The organism is Acidobacteriota bacterium, assembly GCA_003225175.1.
In the GTDB taxonomy this organism is placed as follows: domain Bacteria; phylum Acidobacteriota; class Terriglobia; order Terriglobales; family Acidobacteriaceae; genus Gp1-AA112.
This window is the reverse complement of record QIBA01000040.1, coordinates 1-17,571: the sequence shown is the minus strand read 5'-3', so window position 1 is coordinate 17,571 and position 17,571 is coordinate 1. Positions and strand designations below refer to the sequence as shown.

Genomic DNA, 17,571 nt, shown 5'->3' with positions numbered 1-17,571 from the left:
AGTTTCTCTCAGTTAGTCGATAGTCGAATACGCTCAGGAAATACGCGATTCGCAATGCATCTCAAGATGGAATGCCCATCGCGGTGCGCAGACTGAAGGCTGGAGCAAAGGTCCACCGCATTCCGCACTTTTCGTCTCTATCGATAAACGGATCGTTGGCCACAACTTTCACGCCCTGCGAGTCCAGTGCAAAGGCCATCTCGCGTAACTGAAGGTTGGCCATGGCATCACGAACCTTTTCCTGGTGCTTTTGCTCGCAAAATAACAGCAGAAAGCCACCGCCTCCTGCGCCCGCGATCTTTCCGCCTAAAGCACCATTCTGCCGAGCCAATGCATACGCCTCATCGATCAGTGAATTCGAGATTGCTGAGGATATCTTCTTCTTGGCTTCCCAACTCTCGTGCAACAAGCCACCAAATGTCAGCAGGTCGCCTTTTAACAATGCGCGACGCATCTGTTCAGCGAAATCCCGAAGTTGATGCAACGATTCGACCGTAGTGCCGCCCTGCTTCTTTGTCGATTGCTCCTGTTCGTGAAGAAGCTTCCATGAGTTATGTGCAGCACCGGTAAAAAACAACATGAGATTGCTCTCGAACTCACGAAGATGATCGCTTCTCAGCTCAAGCGGCTCCACATTCGTGCTGCCATCCTGATTAAATGTGATGAAGTTCATTCCTCCAAAGGCAGCTGCATATTCATCCTGTTTTCCCACGGGTTTCCCGAGAATGTTGCGCGCGATGTGGAACGAGCGCTCCGCTAAGTCGTATTTTGATAATGAAAGATCGAGGTAGGTGGCGAAAGCCTTTAAGACTCCAACACAGACACTCGCTGACGACCCCAGTCCAGTACCGGCAAGAATCTCGGAAGCGAGGAAGAGATCGACCGAAAGATCACGGCCAAGCTCTTTTATTACCGAAAGAGGAATCTCAAGAGCACTGCATTTCACGTTCATCCGTGAAATGTCTCGCCAGGTTTCTACCACGCGCAGATCTGACGAAATCACCTGGATTTTGCCGTCTGTTCTCTTTTGCAAAATAGTGTAGAAGTGCTTGTTGATGGAAGTGCTGAGAACGGCGCCGCCGAACTTCTCGTAATACGCCGGCAGGTCAGTCCCGCCACCCCCAAAACTAATCCGTACCGGACTGCGTACTATTAGCATTCCATATCCTTCCAATAGCGAGATCAGGATCGAGTGTTGGCTTCAGTAAAGGCGCGATCGCGAGCCGATTGTCATTGACGAGCCTAAGAAACAGCGTCCACGCCGTTTGTAAAACTAACGAGAGATCCAGAAATAAAGACCAGTGAAAGATATATTGAAGATCAAAGTGAACTTTCTCATCTGATGAGTGTTGTTCTCGCAGCCCATTTACCTGAGCGAGTCCCGTGAGTCCCGGTCTCACCGTAAGACGCTGGCGTTGCCACATTGAATAATGCTTCACCCTTTCGGGCGATTCTGGGCGCGGCCCAACAAGGCTCATTTCCCCCTTTAGAACGTTGATGAGCTGCGGCAATTCAGTGGCGCTGAACTGCACAAGGCTTCGCTGGTAGGTGTCCAATACCGACCCATCGCGATCGATGTTCAAGCGGTACATCCAGAACGGGATTCCATCTTTACCGCACCGCAGTTCCCTTCTAAACACATTCCCGTGCTTGTTCCAGCACAATATTGCTGCTGAAAGGATCAGCAGCGGCGCACTGAGGAGCAGTAGAAAGAGTGCTCCTGTGAAATCGATTGCTCTTTTGAGTTGTAATCCGGTGACCGAAAGCGTTTGCTCTTCTAACGAGAGTAGTGGCACATCCTCAATCTCTGTGAGCCTCGCTTTGGAAAGGTAGAGCTCGTACCGATGCGGGACAAGATGAACCTTTATACCCTGCCGTTGGCAGCTCGATATCAGCTCCTCTGTTTCGGATCCTGGCGGCACAGGTTCAACGAGAATCAGTTCCTGAACACTCTTCTCTTGTATCAAGTTCAGAATGTTCAAAGTTCGAAGTGACACGGTACCGCAGCCCTCATTCCAGTGTTCGTTTGCCGATTCCGTGAGGGCCGGGAACAGGACCCCAACCACCTCCAACGATGCTTCCGGATGACGGGCAATCTTAATTAGAAGTTCGCGTACGATACGGCCGGAGCCAATAATGATTACCCGGCGCTTTACCCAGTTGTGCACTCGCGATTTGACGAGCCACCATGCAAGACATCTGACGGTTATGAATCCCGCTGGCAAGAAACATGCCAAGTAGAGCAGCACCAGTCGGGAGTAATAGTGCCTGGAAAGGAATCCATAGGCCACCAACGAAATCATCATGCAGAAGACGCCCACAATTACTTGAGCGAAGACGCTTGGCAAGTACCATCCACGGCAGAAGCCTTCTAAGTTTTTGCTGAAGTAAAGCAAAGTCCAGATCGATGCCGCGATCAAAGCTGCAGAAGCATAAGTGGATCGTGGCAGAACATCAGAGTTGGGAAGTAGATGATTCCGCAAGATCTGGGCGAGTCCAAAGGAAATGACAATCCACAACAGGTCCGCACTCAAAATCAATTGCCGCAATGTCCGGTTCATAATCCCTATCGTGCCGACAATTCAGGCGGCCCTTGCAAATACTCGTTCACAAAGCGCCTGTTCCCAGGCCCAAGCACCCGCAATAATCTTCTCTAAATCGGAGTGCATTGGCTTCCAGCCAAATTCAGTCATGAGCTTCTTCGGACTGGCGCACAATACCGCCGGATCACCCAGACGTCGTAGCGCAGCTCGTAACTCAATTCTTCTCCCAGTGACACTGGATGCTACGTCCCAGATCTCCTTGACGGAATAACTGGTGCCGGTACCGATGTTGTAAGCGTGAAAGCCCGGTGAACCTAACTTCTGCAAAGCCAGAATGTGTGCCTCCGCAATGTCCATCACGTTTACGTAGTCACGCAGGCATGTTCGGTCGGGAGTTGGGTAGTCAGTTCCATAGATCTCGAAAAACTCTCGTCGGCCTGAAGCCACCTGCAATAGTAAGGGGATGATGTGCGTCTCTGGATCATGTCGTTCGCCCCAATCTGCTCCTCCGCCGCAGGCATTGAAGTATCGAAACGCGACTATGCTCCACTGGTAAGCGGAGGCATACCACTTGAGAACCTGCTCGAAAATTAACTTGCTTTCCCCATATGCGTTCGTGGGCTCTTTTTCGTGATCTTCGGGAATAGGAACCACTTTCGGCGAGCCATAGACAGCTGCGGAAGACGAAAAAACAAATTTACGAATTCCATATTTCCGAAGAGTTTCCAGCATGACAATGCCAGACGCGACATTGGTAGCGAAAAACGATCCTGGACTTGTTACCGATTCAGGGATCAATGCCTTTGCCGCGAAGTGAAATACAACGTCAAAGGTCTTTGAGGTTAAGAGCTTTGCTAATCCAACGCCATCGCCAAAATCACAGTTGTGTACGGTTACAGCTTTCGGAACAGCGTGTGCGTGTCCGGTAGAAAAGTTATCGATTATCTCGGGAGAATAGCCCCGCTGCAGTAATCGAGCGCAGCAGGCCGATCCCACGTACCCTGCACCTCCAGTTACTAATATTCGTTCCACTACAACGCTCCTTCCATTCTTAAGACCGTCAATGGAGTTCGAAGCAGAATCGCTAAGTCCATTCCCAAGCTCCAGTTTTGCAGGTATTCAACGTCCATTCGGACTCGGTCGCGGTAAGAGACGTTCTGCCGGCCACAAACCTGCCAATATCCTGTTAATCCGGGTCTCACCGAAAGCAAGAGCCTGCTGTAAGCGCCGTACTTTTCGAGCTCTGGAGCGGTGATCATGCGCGGCCCGACGAGGCTCATCTGGCCAAAGAGCACGTTGAATAGTTGAGGGAGCTCGTCAATGCTGAATTTTCGTAGAAAAACTCCTAGCTTCGTGACACGCGGATCGTTGACAAGCTTGAAGTTACGCTGATATTCAGCCTGGAGCGCGTGATTAGAAGCTAAAATACTGTCCGCGTCTCGGCGCATCGTTCGGAACTTGAAAGCATCGAACTCACCGACTACACGTACAACGCGTCGGCGATAGAGGATGGGGGCTCCGTCGCCGCAGTACACGAATAATCCCGTGAGGATAAAGATCGGCGAAAGCAAAATAAGCAAAACAATGGCTCCGACCAGATCTATACAACGTTTCAAAAGAAGCTGTAAGTGGAGCTCTTCAGGCCTTCTAACCGCGAGTTTCCCAGATTCGAGAATGTCTGTTCTCACTTTGAATTGGTTATTGGAAGTCAGCACTGCTCGGAAGTGAGTCGCACTCACGGACTTATTTTCGAATGTAGAGAACGCTTGAGGTAGAGGAGAAACGCCTACTCAGAGCAGCCGCCACTGACAATCCTGATTGCCTCTTACGAAGACTCACGCAGCGACCGTCGCAGCACTGGTCATGGTGCTTAGATTTTGACCGGTGATCCGGTGACGAATCACTGTGAACAGCGCATGCGAAATACTGAGCTGCAAATCCTCAATGATTTGCATATTGTCCGATGGAATGATGATGCAGATATTGCAAAGCGCCGGCATCTGGCCGCCTTTGAAGCCAGTCAATCCAATCGTGGTTGCGCCGAGCTCCCGAGCCACCTGAAGGGCTAGCAGAACATTTGGAGACGATCCACTACTGCTGATACCAAAAGCAACATCGCCGGGTTGAATGAAGTTGCACAGCTGTTCTGCAAAAATTTGTTCGTAAGAGGTGTCATTAGCCCAGGCAGTTATAAGCGGTATGTTGTCAGTCAGTGCTAGAACGCGAAAGCGCCTCTCGCGCGCTCCCGCTAAACAAGTTCCTTTGCCCAAGTCACAGGCGAGATGTGATGCAAGCGCCGCGCTACCTCCATTTCCGAACAGAAATACTCTTCGGTCTTCCCGGTAGGCTTCGTACAACACATCTACTGCTTGCTCAATGTCTCTATAGGGCAATTCGGAGATGACTTCGCTGTAATTGGCGAAGTAACTATGAGCATTCGCAATCGCCGTGCTCGCTCTTGTTGTTCCTGCGATACCCTCGAGAAGAGTGCCACTTCTCGGTGGCGCCGGCATTTCGATAATCGATGCTGATGTGTGCTTTTGCATTTGCGGAGTCTCCTTCAAGGTCGTTCCGCGCTCAATCGGGCCGACCTGTGCGATTTGTAGTCAGGCGATAATCTACTGTGTCAGGCGGCCGGGCGTTGTAGAGCAGAACTCGAAGCTTCGAGATCGACAGGTCTGTTAAGCAAACTCTCTTGCTGAGTCCGAGAATCGAATCGCCGCGGAGTCGCATTCCACACAACACTCTGCCGACCTGTTAGGTAAGCATGGAATCCCAGAAGTAGGGCCAGATTCATCGAGCAAAAGTACAGCGGAACAGAGAACAGACCTGCGGGCCTCCCGCCCTTTTTCCGGTAATACCCTGCCACAGCCATCAGATAAAAAGCGCATTGCAAAACAGCCAAAAGCCCAAATTCGGGATCTCTCGCCATAACAACGCTGCAGACGAGCGCAGTGACGAGGAACAAAGGCACTAGCCAACGAAGGACTCGGTGGGAAAAGAAACAGAATGCAAGCAACCCTTGCAAGGGATTCAGATAGTCGAGGTTCCTGAATAGAGTTTGATAATTGCCTGCGCCTATGCGCACACGGCGTGCAAACTGAGCAGCATAATTTGGGGTAATCTCCTCGACCGCAATAACCTCCGGGTCGTAAACGACTCGGAATCCCTTGAATCGAATTTCGAGCGGTATTTGGAAATCCTCGACAATCGATTGCTTCGTCGGTCGAAAGAGTGATCGCCTTATTGCTAGCGCAGCTCCATTTCCTCCAAGCGAGCAGTTGAGCCTGCTTTCGAGAATTTTCATTGCTGATTCATACCGCCAGTAAACGGACTCGGCGGCCGGATCAGTGCCCGGACCGACAGTCCGGATCTCCTCGCCACTGACAGAGCCCACCTGTGGATCGCTGAAGTGGCGCACAAAGTTTCGAATGCAGTTCGGCGCAAGCATTGTGTTAGCGTCTGTAAACACCAGAATCTCGGCCGAAGTTCGCTGTGCGAGATCGCACAAGACAGCAAGCTTTCCGCGCCGCGTAATGAACTCGACTACATTAACGCGATTGCAGGCGATGTGAGCTAAGAGCTCGTGCGTCGAATCGGTCGGTGCGTCCAGTCCGAAGAACATCTCCAATCGGTCAACTGGATAATCAATTTCGAAACAGTTCTTTACTTTGGCTTGAATAACCGACTCTTCGTTGTACGCAGAGATCAGAAGAGCGACACGCGGAAGTTCACGCATAACTGGTTCACAACGCCGGTTACTTCTTCCAAGTAAATACAACAGATCTGACTTGGCTTGAGAAAGCGTGGACACGATGAAAAGCAGCAATGGATAACCGGCATAGTGATACACTACGCCTCCCATGCAGCTCCAAAATAAAATGTCTAGACTGTAATGCGCCACAACGAGGTCTACACCATCTTAGGTAAGCTGGAATTCGCGTTATATTCTGGTATCCAGTCTGTTGTTGCCAGTTCCACGCTGGCACGAGCTCTCTGCTGAAGTCCCACTGCAATGGCGATCAAGTAATAAAGGTAGTACTCGTACGTCAAGTGGGCGAAGATAGCCCCGAAACTGAACGATAGGACGCTGACCAATGTTGCACGTGCCATCAGATCGAGTTCCGCATCTTTTGCAGCAATCGTTCTGATTATCTTGGTCAAATTGCGCAATGTAGTAATGATCAGTCCTATGAAGAGCAGCAGCGCCGGGACGCCGGCTTCGGAACATATCTCGGCATAAGTATTATGTGTGCTCCGCCAAGCAGTGGATTGACCCACGTCGATACCACTGGCAATTCCGAAGTTTCCGATCCCCAAGCCGAAGATCGGGTGCTCTAGAGTGTATTCAACAGCTTGCTTCAATGCGACCAGGCGATCCTCTGTGGATTCTCTCGCCGATGCGGCTGTCATGTTCGCTTGCAACTCCGAGCTGTTCCACAGAGTTCCGACACGTTCCCAGAAAACGGTTGGAGCCAGGCTAACGGAAACCATCAGTGCCAGGACGGTTGCAACACCTACCATTTTCCCTCGAGCACTGCCACGCAAGACGAGCAGAAATGATAAGGCTATAAGACTTCCGCAAAACGAACAATGCGGCCATATAAGGAATCGTAGAAGCAGCAGCAATGCCCAGAAAATTCCAACCGAGAATCCCGAGACTTACACCAAGCATTCGGTCACCGACCCACATCACCTTCGAAGACTCCACGATGGAGTATGCAGTTACCAGCAGCTCACTAAGAATAATTGCCCAAAGAAGCTTCTGAATCCGATCGGCAGTTACCAGCACTTGCGTTAGCAGAAAGAATATGAAAAATGTCTTCAGCCAGGGATGCACGAGTTGATGAAGGCTTCCGCCTTTCCAATAAGCGAAGGGGACGCCTACGAAAAACCAAATCGTGAGCAGGCTGACTATTTGGAGTTGTGGACTCCAGGAGATGCGGGTGCCGCCCGACCCAAGAGCTAGGAAATAAGCTAAGCCGGCGCACAAACCAAGAGCGAATGTCAAATGCAGCTCACCGAGTGACGGCAGAATATCTTCTGGTCGCGCGTAGATTGCAAACGTAAACAGCCAAACAAAGACGAACGTCCATTCGCAGGCCGGCTCTCCGAAGCTTGCACCAGCCAGATCCGGGACCGGAATGGCTTCGTTTGCTCCGATTACATTCGAGGTACTCATAGACTCGCGTACACTGAGTGTGTTTGGTCCTGCTGAATCGTCATACCTGTTAGTGTGGACGATGTTACTCGCAAGAGCGTCTGTTCGAGTCTATCTACGGCCGCAATCCATCCATATCCGGCGACTACTTGGTCGCGGGCTGTTTGTTCAATAGAAGTTCGAAGGGTAATGTTGTCCAACAGTTCGAGAACTTTTCGGGAGAACTGTTCAGGCTCTTCGGCAATGCAAAGCTCATTACCGTCCCGAAATGGAAGGCCCTCGGCACCGAGAGGAGTCGAGACAACTGGTTTTCCCATCGCCATGGCCTCAGGAATCTTGATTCGGGTTCCTCCCCCAACCCGCAATGGAACGACCACCACCTCGGCCTGGGCAAGATGCGGACGAATGTCTGGAACCCATCCAGTAATCTGTACTGAAGAATCTCCTGAAACCACCCTCTGAAGTTTTGAGGAGGGATTCCGGCCGACGACATTAAGGGTCACTCCCGGCATCTGCTTTCGAATGAGTGGGTAAATATCCCTGCAAAACCATAGAATTCCGTCTTCGTTCGGCTCCCAATCCATGGACCCTACGAAGACCAGCCGTTTGGGAATCGCCGCTTCTTCACGTGGTCGGAAAAAATCAGTGTCGACGGCGGTAGGAACGGTGGAAACATTTTGCACTGCAAAGTTCCGCTGCAAAGTGCGCTGATCATCGTCCGAGACTGCGATCACATGATCAAAGGATCTACAGACTTCAGACTCGATGGCGTGCGTTTTCTTCCATTCCCTGCCGAGCACCAATCTACGTAGGGGTTGCTCCTCCCTCTCCCACTTGCGTTTTCGGAGCAAGAATTCGACGTTGTGTTCAAACACTACCTTTGGCCTGAACTCAAGTGGCTGCAGTGGCACAGCTGTATGTAAGAAATCACAGAAGACCAGATCGAACCGAGTGCTCGCGAGCAACTTTTCGACCGCGCGCCGAAATCGCGGAAGATTGCACTTTGCCAGGAAATACGGCATCGAGCTGAATTGATTGCCTAGAAGTTCTGCATAGAAAGTCAACGAATATTTCTTCGGTTCCCGCCAGAATACCGGTGTGTACGTTGCGAATGTCGCCTCCATCTGAGCGATTCCTGCAGCGTCAGAAACAGGATCCGCAAAAGAGACAGCATGAATTTCAGCACGTGTGGCCAAACGCGAAAAAATGTTCAGCGACCGTATCTTTCCACCTGTATCGGCAGGAAAGAGAGGCCGCGGCACCGCCAGCAGGATTTTCATGTGATAAGAGCTGTGGGATGGTTCTATTTTCGGACTATGACGTTTCTGTAAGTTTCCGAATTAGGCGGCAACCATCGCGCTCTCACTCCGATTCATCCCAGGATGGAATGCCGACTGATCGCGATCCAGGAAAATTCGATTCCAGAGTTCAAAATTTAGAAGCCGCCAGCAGCGCTCTGTTGCATCGGAAAATCCTTGCCGATGGGCATTGAGCAATGTTTCGACATATCCAGGGCGGAATAGTCGGCGCTCCGCCATGCGTCCGTCGGTCAGAACGGAGGTGAGTTTGTCGAATAATTGATAGCGTAACCAGGGCCGAATTGGCGTGGGAAATCCGCGTTTGTTACGGCGAATTATTTCCTTCGGCAGACGTCGAGCCATCGTGCGGCGAAGCAAGTATTTTCCGGATAATCCTCGCACCTTCTGATTCGCGGGCAATTGAGCAACCCACTCGACCAACTTGTGATCCAGGAATGGTACCCGGCTCTCAATGGATGCGGCCATGCTCATCTGGTCTTGCTTCATGAGCAACTCCACCAAATATGTCTTGATATCGAGATAGAGAAGCTGGTTCAGTAAATCACCATTGCCTGCCTTCGAGGGCGAGTAGCGCATCGAGTTTTTGTAAGGATTGATCTCGCGTAGTTCTCCATCGACCTCATCACTAAATAATTCGCGCTGTTGATCTCCCGAAAAGACCGAATAAAAGTTGTCGAAATGGATCTTTTCGAAACTGTCGCGATAGTACACAAACGAATGGCGCAGCTTGCGTCGGATCCAATCGGGAACGAATCGTGATTCAGGCAGTTTCTGTGCAAGATCCTGGGCAAAGTTAGGAAAGAGGTTTTTGTAGACAGGCGCCGCGCGCATGTTCCAGAGAGTCGCCCGGTATTTCAAATAACCAGCAAAGACCTCATCTGCTCCTTCACCAGTGAGCACCACCTTTACCTTCTGATTAGCCAAACGAGCTACGTAGTACAGCGCCACGCTCGAGGGCCAGACCAGCGGTTCATCTTCATGCCAAATTAGCTGAGGCAGACTCTCAATAAAATCATTCGGACCGAGAACGACCTCGTTATGGACAGCTCCGATATGGCTGGCGACCTGACGCGCAAAGGGAAGTTCGCTGAAGCTATCTTCCTTATAGCCTACTGCGAACGTTTGGATGGCGTCCTTGCGAAGATCCGCAACTACGGCGGCGATAGCGCTTGAGTCTAGCCCGCCACTCAGAAACACACCGAGAGGGACGTCGCTCATTAGGTGCATTCGGATCGTCTCAGTGAAAAGACTGTCAAACTGGTTAACGTAGTCTGCTTCGGCGACACTCGATTCCGAGCGCGAGATGTCCAGGTCCCAATACTGAGTTACGTGAGGGCTCTTCTCTTCTGCGTTCAAATCTATCGACAAGCGATGTCCAGGCAAGAGCTTATATATGTCTTTAAAGAGTGTTTCCGCCGAGGAGAGATAACCAAAGGCAAAGAATTCCGGGAGTGCGCGTCGATTCACTTCATGTCGAAGACCAGGCACCTCGAGCAGCGCTTTGATTTCTGAGGCAAATACGAAATCGCCCGCCGTCGTCGCATAATAGAAAGGTTTTATCCCGAGCCGATCCCGGGCGCAGAAGAGCTTTCGTCGCACGCGATCCCAAATTGCGAATGCAAACATCCCCTGCAAATGATGAACGCAGTCTTCTCCATATTCCTCGTATAAATGAAGGATGGTTTCCGTATCGCTGTTCGTCACATATCGATGACCGCGCGTTTCAAGAATGGGACGAAGCTTGGGATGGTTGTAGATCTCTCCATTGAAGACAATCCATACACTCTGGTCCTCGTTGCTCATCGGCTGGTGACCGCCAGAAGGATCAACAATACTAAGTCGGCGGAATCCGAATGCAACCGGAGGCAATATCAATAATCCGCTGTCATCGGGTCCACGGTGACGCAAGGATCTGGACATGGCCTCGACGTGGGGCGCCGACAACACTCCATTTCTAATCGCAAGGATTCCGCAGATACCACACATAGTTTGTTCGATTGAATGAGAACTTATGCTTTTCTATGCAGTGTCAGGTGTCTTACTCTGTGCGAATCAGAACGCCCACATCACTTTACGCAAACAAAGGTCGTGCAATCGACGAAGAGGAGAACCAACTGGCGCAGGAGACTGAACTGCCTGGCTCCTCTTATAAGAAGTCGTTTCCAGGAAGAAGCCATGGCATCGATATTAGCCAGTGACACCCGATCCACGATTTGTCTGAATCCAAGATCGCGAAACACTCGCCTCAACAATGGATACGTGAACTGGTGGAAGTCGATTCCCAGGTTCATGATGTCCGCTCCTTGCCGTGCAATGCGCAAGCGGTAGCGCCATCGATCCGGAAGCCAGCCGTAAAACGGAAAATCGAATTCTCCCGAACTGAAACTGAACTTGTTTGTGGATTCAAAGAAGAGCACACCGCCCGGCTTTAAGGCCGCATAACTCTTTCTCATCGCTTCCTTCCAATTCTCTATATGCTCAAAGACTGACGAAGCGATAATAATGTCGTATTGGGCTAAGCCGAGGTCGTATGTTTCAATATTCCCAACTTCGACGTCAGGCTCGATTCCATATCTTCTCCCGAACGCGCGGGTGTACTCCACCAGCTGGGGACTGATCTCCAGCCCTTTGCAGGAGAGGCCTTGCGCCTTGCACATGATCGGAAACCATCCAGTACCGATCCCAATTTCAAGCAGCTTCGTACTCCGGTCAACCATCTTGAACTGGCCTATGCGCCTGATGTAGGCCTCGAACGTAGCGCGGTGATCTTCGAGCGTGAGGTGGCGCTTGTTATCGATATAGCGAGTAACGTCGCTCAATTCCTCATGGTGAATCTGCATTGTCCAACCTCTTTTGTCTAGACTCTCAGTGGTTTTGTGCGTCTAGCGCATGTAGTAGCGACCGCGGCGTAAGTCGGGGATGTGTCTATACGAGGGCTGCCGAAAGCTCGCTTGAGTGAGAAAGATGAGATGTATTCTCTTGCGAAACCCAGTTGAATTGCGGGACAACATCTGTGGCTTTGAAGAGTAGTTCACCATCAATTTCTAAATGGCTGCCATCGCACAACGCAAATTGCTGCAGCCGGTTTGCATTGCCAATCGAGTAGTACAAAAATCGGGCGTCGCTAACCAAGCCTCCAAGTTGCCAGCTTCCGGCAGCATCGGCGAAGACCATATGTTGCGTCGACCCAGCAGCCGTTGAATATGTATAGGCCCGAACTGATACTCCTGTCTGTTCCCCTTCAAACGGCTGCAATGTCCCGTTAAACCCGGTAGGTTCTTCTAATGGGATCAGTAAAGTCGCAAAGCTTGCGGGCAACTGCGTTTGAGAGCTAATTCGAAAAATTGGGCATCGTTCTCTATTGCCATACGTTGGTGAATGCCAACCTTGCAAAAGCCTGGCTGCATAATGCGAGCTGCCCGTAGAGAGTAGAGCCAGCGCCTCCCGTTGTTCAGCGCTGACGAAGATCGCACCTCCTGAGATTGAGGATAGAGAACCAGGTGCTAGGTGCCAGGAAAGGTCGAGCTTGTGGAAAGCTGCGCCCCTGAGGACATCGTGAACGAGCCAAAAGTGAGACTTTAGATAGAAGATGTATCTTTGATGCCGAACTGGATCTTTGAGGCGGGCATACCCATCATGTGAACCTATGAAGAAATCAAAGACAGGGTTGGTGAGCCATCTCTCTACCGTAACCTTCGGCAAATATCGCCACTTGAACGGCTCTCGCGGTTCTGCCTGGCTCATGCCGTCAATTTGCACGGTGTTGTGACTAGCAGTTCCGCGGAACAAATCTCGTTCAAATGTATCCGCATAAACAAACGTACCTGGGTCTATCAGCATGGGGTAGCCGTCCAGAGTGAGTTGGACGCTCAGTGCATCTCCATGTCCATGTCCAGCTAATCCTGTTCCTTGAGGACCTGCGTCGATTACGAACTGGTGTCGAGCAGGTCCGGAATGGCACATCGCGTAAACTCCAGCTGACCGTAGCGCGAATGACTTAAACGTGGATTTGTTGCTATCTACTTCATCGAATCGCCTAACCGAATGGGACCCCAGCAGCCAAATTGTTTCTTCTCTGATATCACCAACCAGACTCTTGAAGTCAGAGCGATTGAAAAGTACTGCTCCGGTTGCCAGAGGATCGAGCAGATGCTCACTCCTGTTACGTCGCGGATCGAAGACTCTGCCGCCATCGTCGTCACCAAATCGAGGCACGGGTCCCGCACTTCCGAAGGAATGCAAGACGTCAAGCATCTTTTCGATTGTTCTGTCGAGATGGACTGGAACGGTAATTCCGTTCAATCCAGCCAGTATTCGTGCATGTATGAAGAAATCGACCGCATAGGTGTGGTAGTACGTAGACTGTTCAAAGTGCGCGCCGTCGGGTCGCACCTGGCGCTGCGCTTCCTTCAAAACCGTTGTCCAACCAAGTGCTTTCCAGCGTGCTGCCGATTGGCACCCGTGAAGCAAAGTTCCAATAAAGAACAGTCCGACACCCTCGCCGAGCAAATGTGTATTTGGTGAGAAGTAGGTTGAAAGAAATCGTTCAATATGACGCGCGTTCAATATCAGCGAATGTCGAAGATCTTTCGAAAATCGGCTTGGGAGATTCGAACAGCCGTCGAGCAAATACCAAACCCAGAGCCAGGACAGGCTTCGGAAAGCAACTTCTAAACTGCTAGCCCAATTAATTCCCACACAGTACGGATTTTGCCCCTTCCAGTCATACCACTGCTGAAACAGCTCCTTTGAGTAACGCTCTTCTCCAGTCAAGCGGTACGCTTTGGCAAGCGTGACCAGATGCTGATGCCGACTTAGTTCCCAGATGATTTTTGCGTCGCCGACCTGCGCAAAATCGAGGTAGCGGATTTGGAACCATGGGAGGCGAGGGGCGCACTTACCATGTACCGCATCGGAATGCCAATCTATTTCCTGGCCATAGTCAATTCCCTTGTAGCCAAGAAGATCGAACCGATGCCGGCAGATTTGCTCGGCCTGATCGATAATCTGCTCCACAACTTCAGGAACGCGCTTGCCGAGCACATCCGCAATCCGCGGCACTTCGTCACGCTTAAAGAAGAAGGAATCGGAAAAGTGTGGCAATGGCCATGAATCTTCTTTGAGAAGAGGAAGGCCCAATCGACACAGGGCAAGATCCCAACGCTTTGTAAACTCCTGAGCTGTACGTACGCGCAATTCGTCCAAACTCATGCCTGCCAATCGCCGGCAGCGTTCGTACAAATAATTGCTAGTCCGCATGGGCGAGGTTGCTCCGGGCAAACCGTTCAGTGCTGGCTGAATCTGCCAGCAACCAGTCAGCTGTTCGTGCGATATTGTCTTCTGCACCTTCAAAACGGGTCTGCTGCTTGATTTGTTTGTAGTGTGAGACGACGTGAATGAGTTTCCGGCAGAGATCCTCTGCGTCACCGTCGCGAAAAGTTACGACAGCATCAGGGCGATGTTCATTGTCACTGGCTATGACAGGAATTCCGAGCGCTAACGCCTCTAGCACTGAGGCAGAAACGCCATCGCACATAGGAGTACGAATTACTGCAAAGCTTCGGCTTAATAAGGTCAAGAACTCGTCGTGTGTCAGGTTCCCCAGCAGGAGTAAGCTCTGGCGCTCGCCTTCTGGCCAATCGTTCACGAATCGAACTGCAGCCGCCATTTCCTTACACGGAAATCCAAGCCAAACGAATCCTGCTCTCGGATAAAGTTTTCGGAACTGTTGCATGCCTTCGCGTAGCACTGGCAGTTGGTACTCGGGACGAAATGAGACATAGCAGAAGAAAGCCATTTCGCGCTGTTTTAGAAAAGTCTCGATTTCGGCGGAGAGAACCACTGGCCGGAAGTCCAGGTGCTGCGCCGAGAAGCCAGGAATGGCGGACACCCGAGCGGAGTCGATTCCATATCGCTCAATCGCAGATTTGACCGGCGTGCTGTTGCAGGAGATTTGGCCAGCCAATCGAAACAGCAGCTGAAAAGCCCAACGTGCTACAGAGGCCTCTGCCCGAGGAAAGTATTTCTGCTGATATCCGCCGCGCCAGCTCAAGGCCACAGGACATCGTGTGAGCCGGCCAATGATCGCAGCGGCGAGCGCCAGCAGGTATCCCGTTGTATCTTGGCCGTTCACGTGCACTTGAAAGTGATAACCGCTGAGTGCAAACCGGATCACCTTACATAAGTAGTCGAGACCGTTCTGAACGTCGATATAGTCCGGGCTTTTCCTGCGATGGTTCTCGCTAAGATTGAGCACGTCGCAGGTAATTCCGCGCCGACGAATTTCTTCGACAAGTAATTTGGTCTGTATCGACCAGCCACAAAGCGGCGGTGGATAATTCCCGATTTGGAGAATCTTCACGAGCGAGCTCATTCGCGAAAGCCGTTACACTTCATTTCCTGTGTTTTTCCGTCATTCCAAAGGAATTCCGGGTTCTGACAAGCCAAGAGAACTTTTGCGCATAACATCCGCTCTAACAGACAACGTTACGAAAGTATCGAATCGGCATTGAGCTTCGCTACCGGCGGACATTGTCCTGAATTGGTTCTTTTCGGTCCGCCGTAATCTGCAATCGCGAACCCGCTGAGCCTACCATTTTGGTCATTAGCAAGCCCCTCATACCCCTGTTCGGATCACGTGGAGCCACAAGGGTAACAACCGAACCCGCTAAGGAGGATCGTCGCGTGAACCATCCACTTGTTCTCGTCCGCAAACTCTTTCCTTTCGTTGCCCTAATGGCGATCGTGATCTCAGGGTGTGGAACCACAGGCGTGGCTCCCGCTCCTTCTGCGACAAGCCAGCTTAGCCTCAGCTCTACGACTCTCGACTTCGGAAGCGTGGTCACTGGAACTACATCCAGCAAGAGTGTCACGGCGACCGCAAATGGAACCGCCAGCGTAACGATCACCCAGCTAAACATTACGGGTTCAGCTTTCGGTGTCTCGGCGCCTTCACTCCCGCTGACCGTGGCGCCAGGACAAAGCACGACGATCAGCGTAATGGCGAATCCTCAGACTGCCGGCACTAGCTCTGGGAATTTGGCTATCGTCAGCAACGCAACGAATTCTCCGAACTCAATATCGCTGACTGCAGTGGGTGCGGCTCCACCTGCGGCTTCTCTCTCTGCCTCTCCGGCTTCGCTGAGTTTCGGCAGCGTGGTTGTAAATAATTCATCGACGAAGCAAGTCGCAATCAGCAATAGCGGCAATGCGAACCTAACGATTTCATCGGTCACGACATCAGGTGCTGGTTTCAGCGGAAGCGGCATCACTGTTCCACTGACACTTACTCCCGGACAAAGCGCTACCTACACAGCAAAATTTGCGCCCACTTCGACAGGCAGTGTCTCTGGACAGATCTCATTCGTGAGCAACGCTTCGAACAACCCGAGTCTTGTTTCTCTGACCGGTACAGGCGCAGCCGCCCCCGTGGTTCAACTCACCGCTAATCCGACCACTGCCAATTTCGGCAATGTCACCGTGGGAAGCAGCGGCACCCAATCGATCGTGGTGAGTAATACCGGCAATGCAAACGTGGCTATTTCGTCGATTACGACATCCGGCGCCGGCTTCAGCGGAACCGGCATCGCTGTTCCACTAACGCTTACGCCCGGTCAAAGCGCCACCTACACTGCACAATTTGCTCCAACTTCGGCGGGCAGCGCCTCCGGACAAATCTCATTCGTGAGCAACGCTTCCAATAGCCCGACTCTCGTTTCCCTAACCGGTACTGGCGCAGCGGCTCCGGCAGGTCTACTCACCCCCAACCCAACCAGTGCCAGCTTCGGCAGTGTCAACGTAGGAAGCAGCGCCACGCAATCAATAGCAATCAGCAACACCGGCAATGCGAATCTGACCATTTCTCAGATCACGACTTCCGGCGCGGGCTTCAGCGGAAGCGGCGTCACTGTCCCGCTCACGCTTACGCCTGGCCAAAGCACGAGCTACCTCGCGAAGTTTTCACCGACCTCTGCTGGCGCTGCTTCTGGACAGATTTTGATTCTGAGTGATGCTTCCAACAATTCGGTAACAGTTCCACTCGCCGGTACCGGAGTCACCGCGCCCGTCCTGCAATTGACGGCTACCCCCAGCTCGCTCTCTTTCGGTAACGTTGTGGTTGGAAGTACGAGCAGCCTTTCCGGCACGCTTGCTGCGTCCGGCGGAACTGTAACGGTCTCTTCCGCGTCGCTCACCGGGAGCAGCACCTACACGCTGAATGGGCTCACGCTGCCAGTGACACTTGCGGCAGGACAGAGCACCTCATTCTCTGTGGTGTTTGCGCCAACGGCTAGTGCGAGCGCAACCGGCAGCGTCAGTTTCGTCAGTAACGCTTCGAACAGTCCCGCTGTCTCGCTCAGCGGAACGGGAGTAACTAGCTCCTCTACTCCGCTCTGCGGCAAGCAGAATGACGGGCTAGTGCATATTCCTACGAACTGGGCGACGTTTGTACCGCCGGCCAAGGGCCAGAGCTATACCGATCCTGCCTTCGGCTGTGCCGTGAAACGCTTGACCGACAGCAGCATCGACGAAACCGACAGCAATGGAGCTC

At 51.8% G+C, this 17,571-nt stretch carries 13 protein-coding genes; 1 reads left to right on the top strand and 12 read right to left on the bottom strand.

Annotated elements, in window-relative coordinates; genetic code table 11:
- Positions 1-61 precede the first annotated feature (61 nt).
- The 12 genes from DMG62_09645 to DMG62_09590 all read right to left on the bottom strand — a co-directional run bounded on the left by DMG62_09645 (position 62) and on the right by DMG62_09590 (position 15,396).
- Entirely contained in the window at positions 62-1,159 is a 1,098-nt protein-coding gene (locus tag DMG62_09645) for a GHMP kinase (protein PYY23096.1), read from the bottom strand.
- A complete protein-coding gene (locus DMG62_09640) occupies positions 1,128-2,561 on the bottom strand; it encodes a hypothetical protein (GenBank protein ID PYY23095.1) in 1,434 nt (477 codons plus the stop codon). The genes DMG62_09645 and DMG62_09640 overlap by 32 nt, the downstream gene beginning before the upstream one ends.
- Before the next feature lie 21 nt (positions 2,562-2,582).
- Positions 2,583-3,662, bottom strand: coding sequence for a UDP-glucose 4-epimerase GalE (galE, locus tag DMG62_09635; protein ID PYY23094.1), 1,080 nt, complete (start codon positions 3,660-3,662; stop codon positions 2,583-2,585).
- Positions 3,575-4,282: a hypothetical protein gene (locus DMG62_09630; protein ID PYY23093.1), complete on the bottom strand. Its 708-nt coding sequence runs from the start codon at positions 4,280-4,282 to the stop codon at positions 3,575-3,577. Before DMG62_09630 ends, galE begins: the two co-directional genes overlap by 88 nt.
- 96 nt (positions 4,283-4,378) lie before the next feature.
- Positions 4,379-5,089 carry a phosphoheptose isomerase gene (locus DMG62_09625; GenBank protein PYY23092.1) on the bottom strand — a complete coding sequence of 237 codons (711 nt, stop codon included), beginning with the start codon at positions 5,087-5,089 and terminating at the stop codon, positions 4,379-4,381.
- Between the two features lie 80 nt (positions 5,090-5,169).
- The gene (locus DMG62_09620) at positions 5,170-6,408 is read right to left on the bottom strand and encodes a glycosyltransferase family 2 protein (GenBank protein ID PYY23091.1); all 1,239 of its coding nucleotides are present in this window, start codon (positions 6,406-6,408) and stop codon (positions 5,170-5,172) included.
- A gap of 47 nt (positions 6,409-6,455) precedes the next feature.
- Positions 6,456-7,184 (bottom strand): hypothetical protein, encoded by a 729-nt coding sequence (locus tag DMG62_09615; GenBank protein ID PYY23090.1) that lies wholly within the window; start codon positions 7,182-7,184, stop codon positions 6,456-6,458.
- A gap of 537 nt (positions 7,185-7,721) precedes the next feature.
- The gene (locus DMG62_09610; GenBank protein ID PYY23089.1) at positions 7,722-8,984 is read right to left on the bottom strand and encodes a hypothetical protein; all 1,263 of its coding nucleotides are present in this window, start codon (positions 8,982-8,984) and stop codon (positions 7,722-7,724) included.
- 60 nt (positions 8,985-9,044) lie between these two features.
- Positions 9,045-11,009, bottom strand: a complete 1,965-nt coding sequence (gene asnB, locus DMG62_09605) for an asparagine synthase (glutamine-hydrolyzing) (protein PYY23088.1) — start codon at positions 11,007-11,009, stop codon at positions 9,045-9,047.
- Positions 11,010-11,089: 80 nt separating this feature from the next.
- A complete protein-coding gene (locus tag DMG62_09600) occupies positions 11,090-11,863 on the bottom strand; it encodes a hypothetical protein (GenBank protein PYY23087.1) in 774 nt (257 codons plus the stop codon).
- 85 nt (positions 11,864-11,948) lie between these two features.
- Positions 11,949-14,282 (bottom strand): hypothetical protein, encoded by a 2,334-nt coding sequence (locus tag DMG62_09595; GenBank protein PYY23086.1) that lies wholly within the window; start codon positions 14,280-14,282, stop codon positions 11,949-11,951.
- Positions 14,272-15,396: a hypothetical protein gene (locus DMG62_09590; protein ID PYY23085.1), complete on the bottom strand. Its 1,125-nt coding sequence runs from the start codon at positions 15,394-15,396 to the stop codon at positions 14,272-14,274. The genes DMG62_09595 and DMG62_09590 overlap by 11 nt, the downstream gene beginning before the upstream one ends.
- A gap of 311 nt (positions 15,397-15,707) precedes the next feature.
- Here DMG62_09590 and DMG62_09585 point away from each other — a divergent pair.
- A partial coding sequence (locus tag DMG62_09585) for a hypothetical protein (protein PYY23084.1) occupies positions 15,708-17,571 on the top strand: 1,864 nt, incomplete at its 3' end.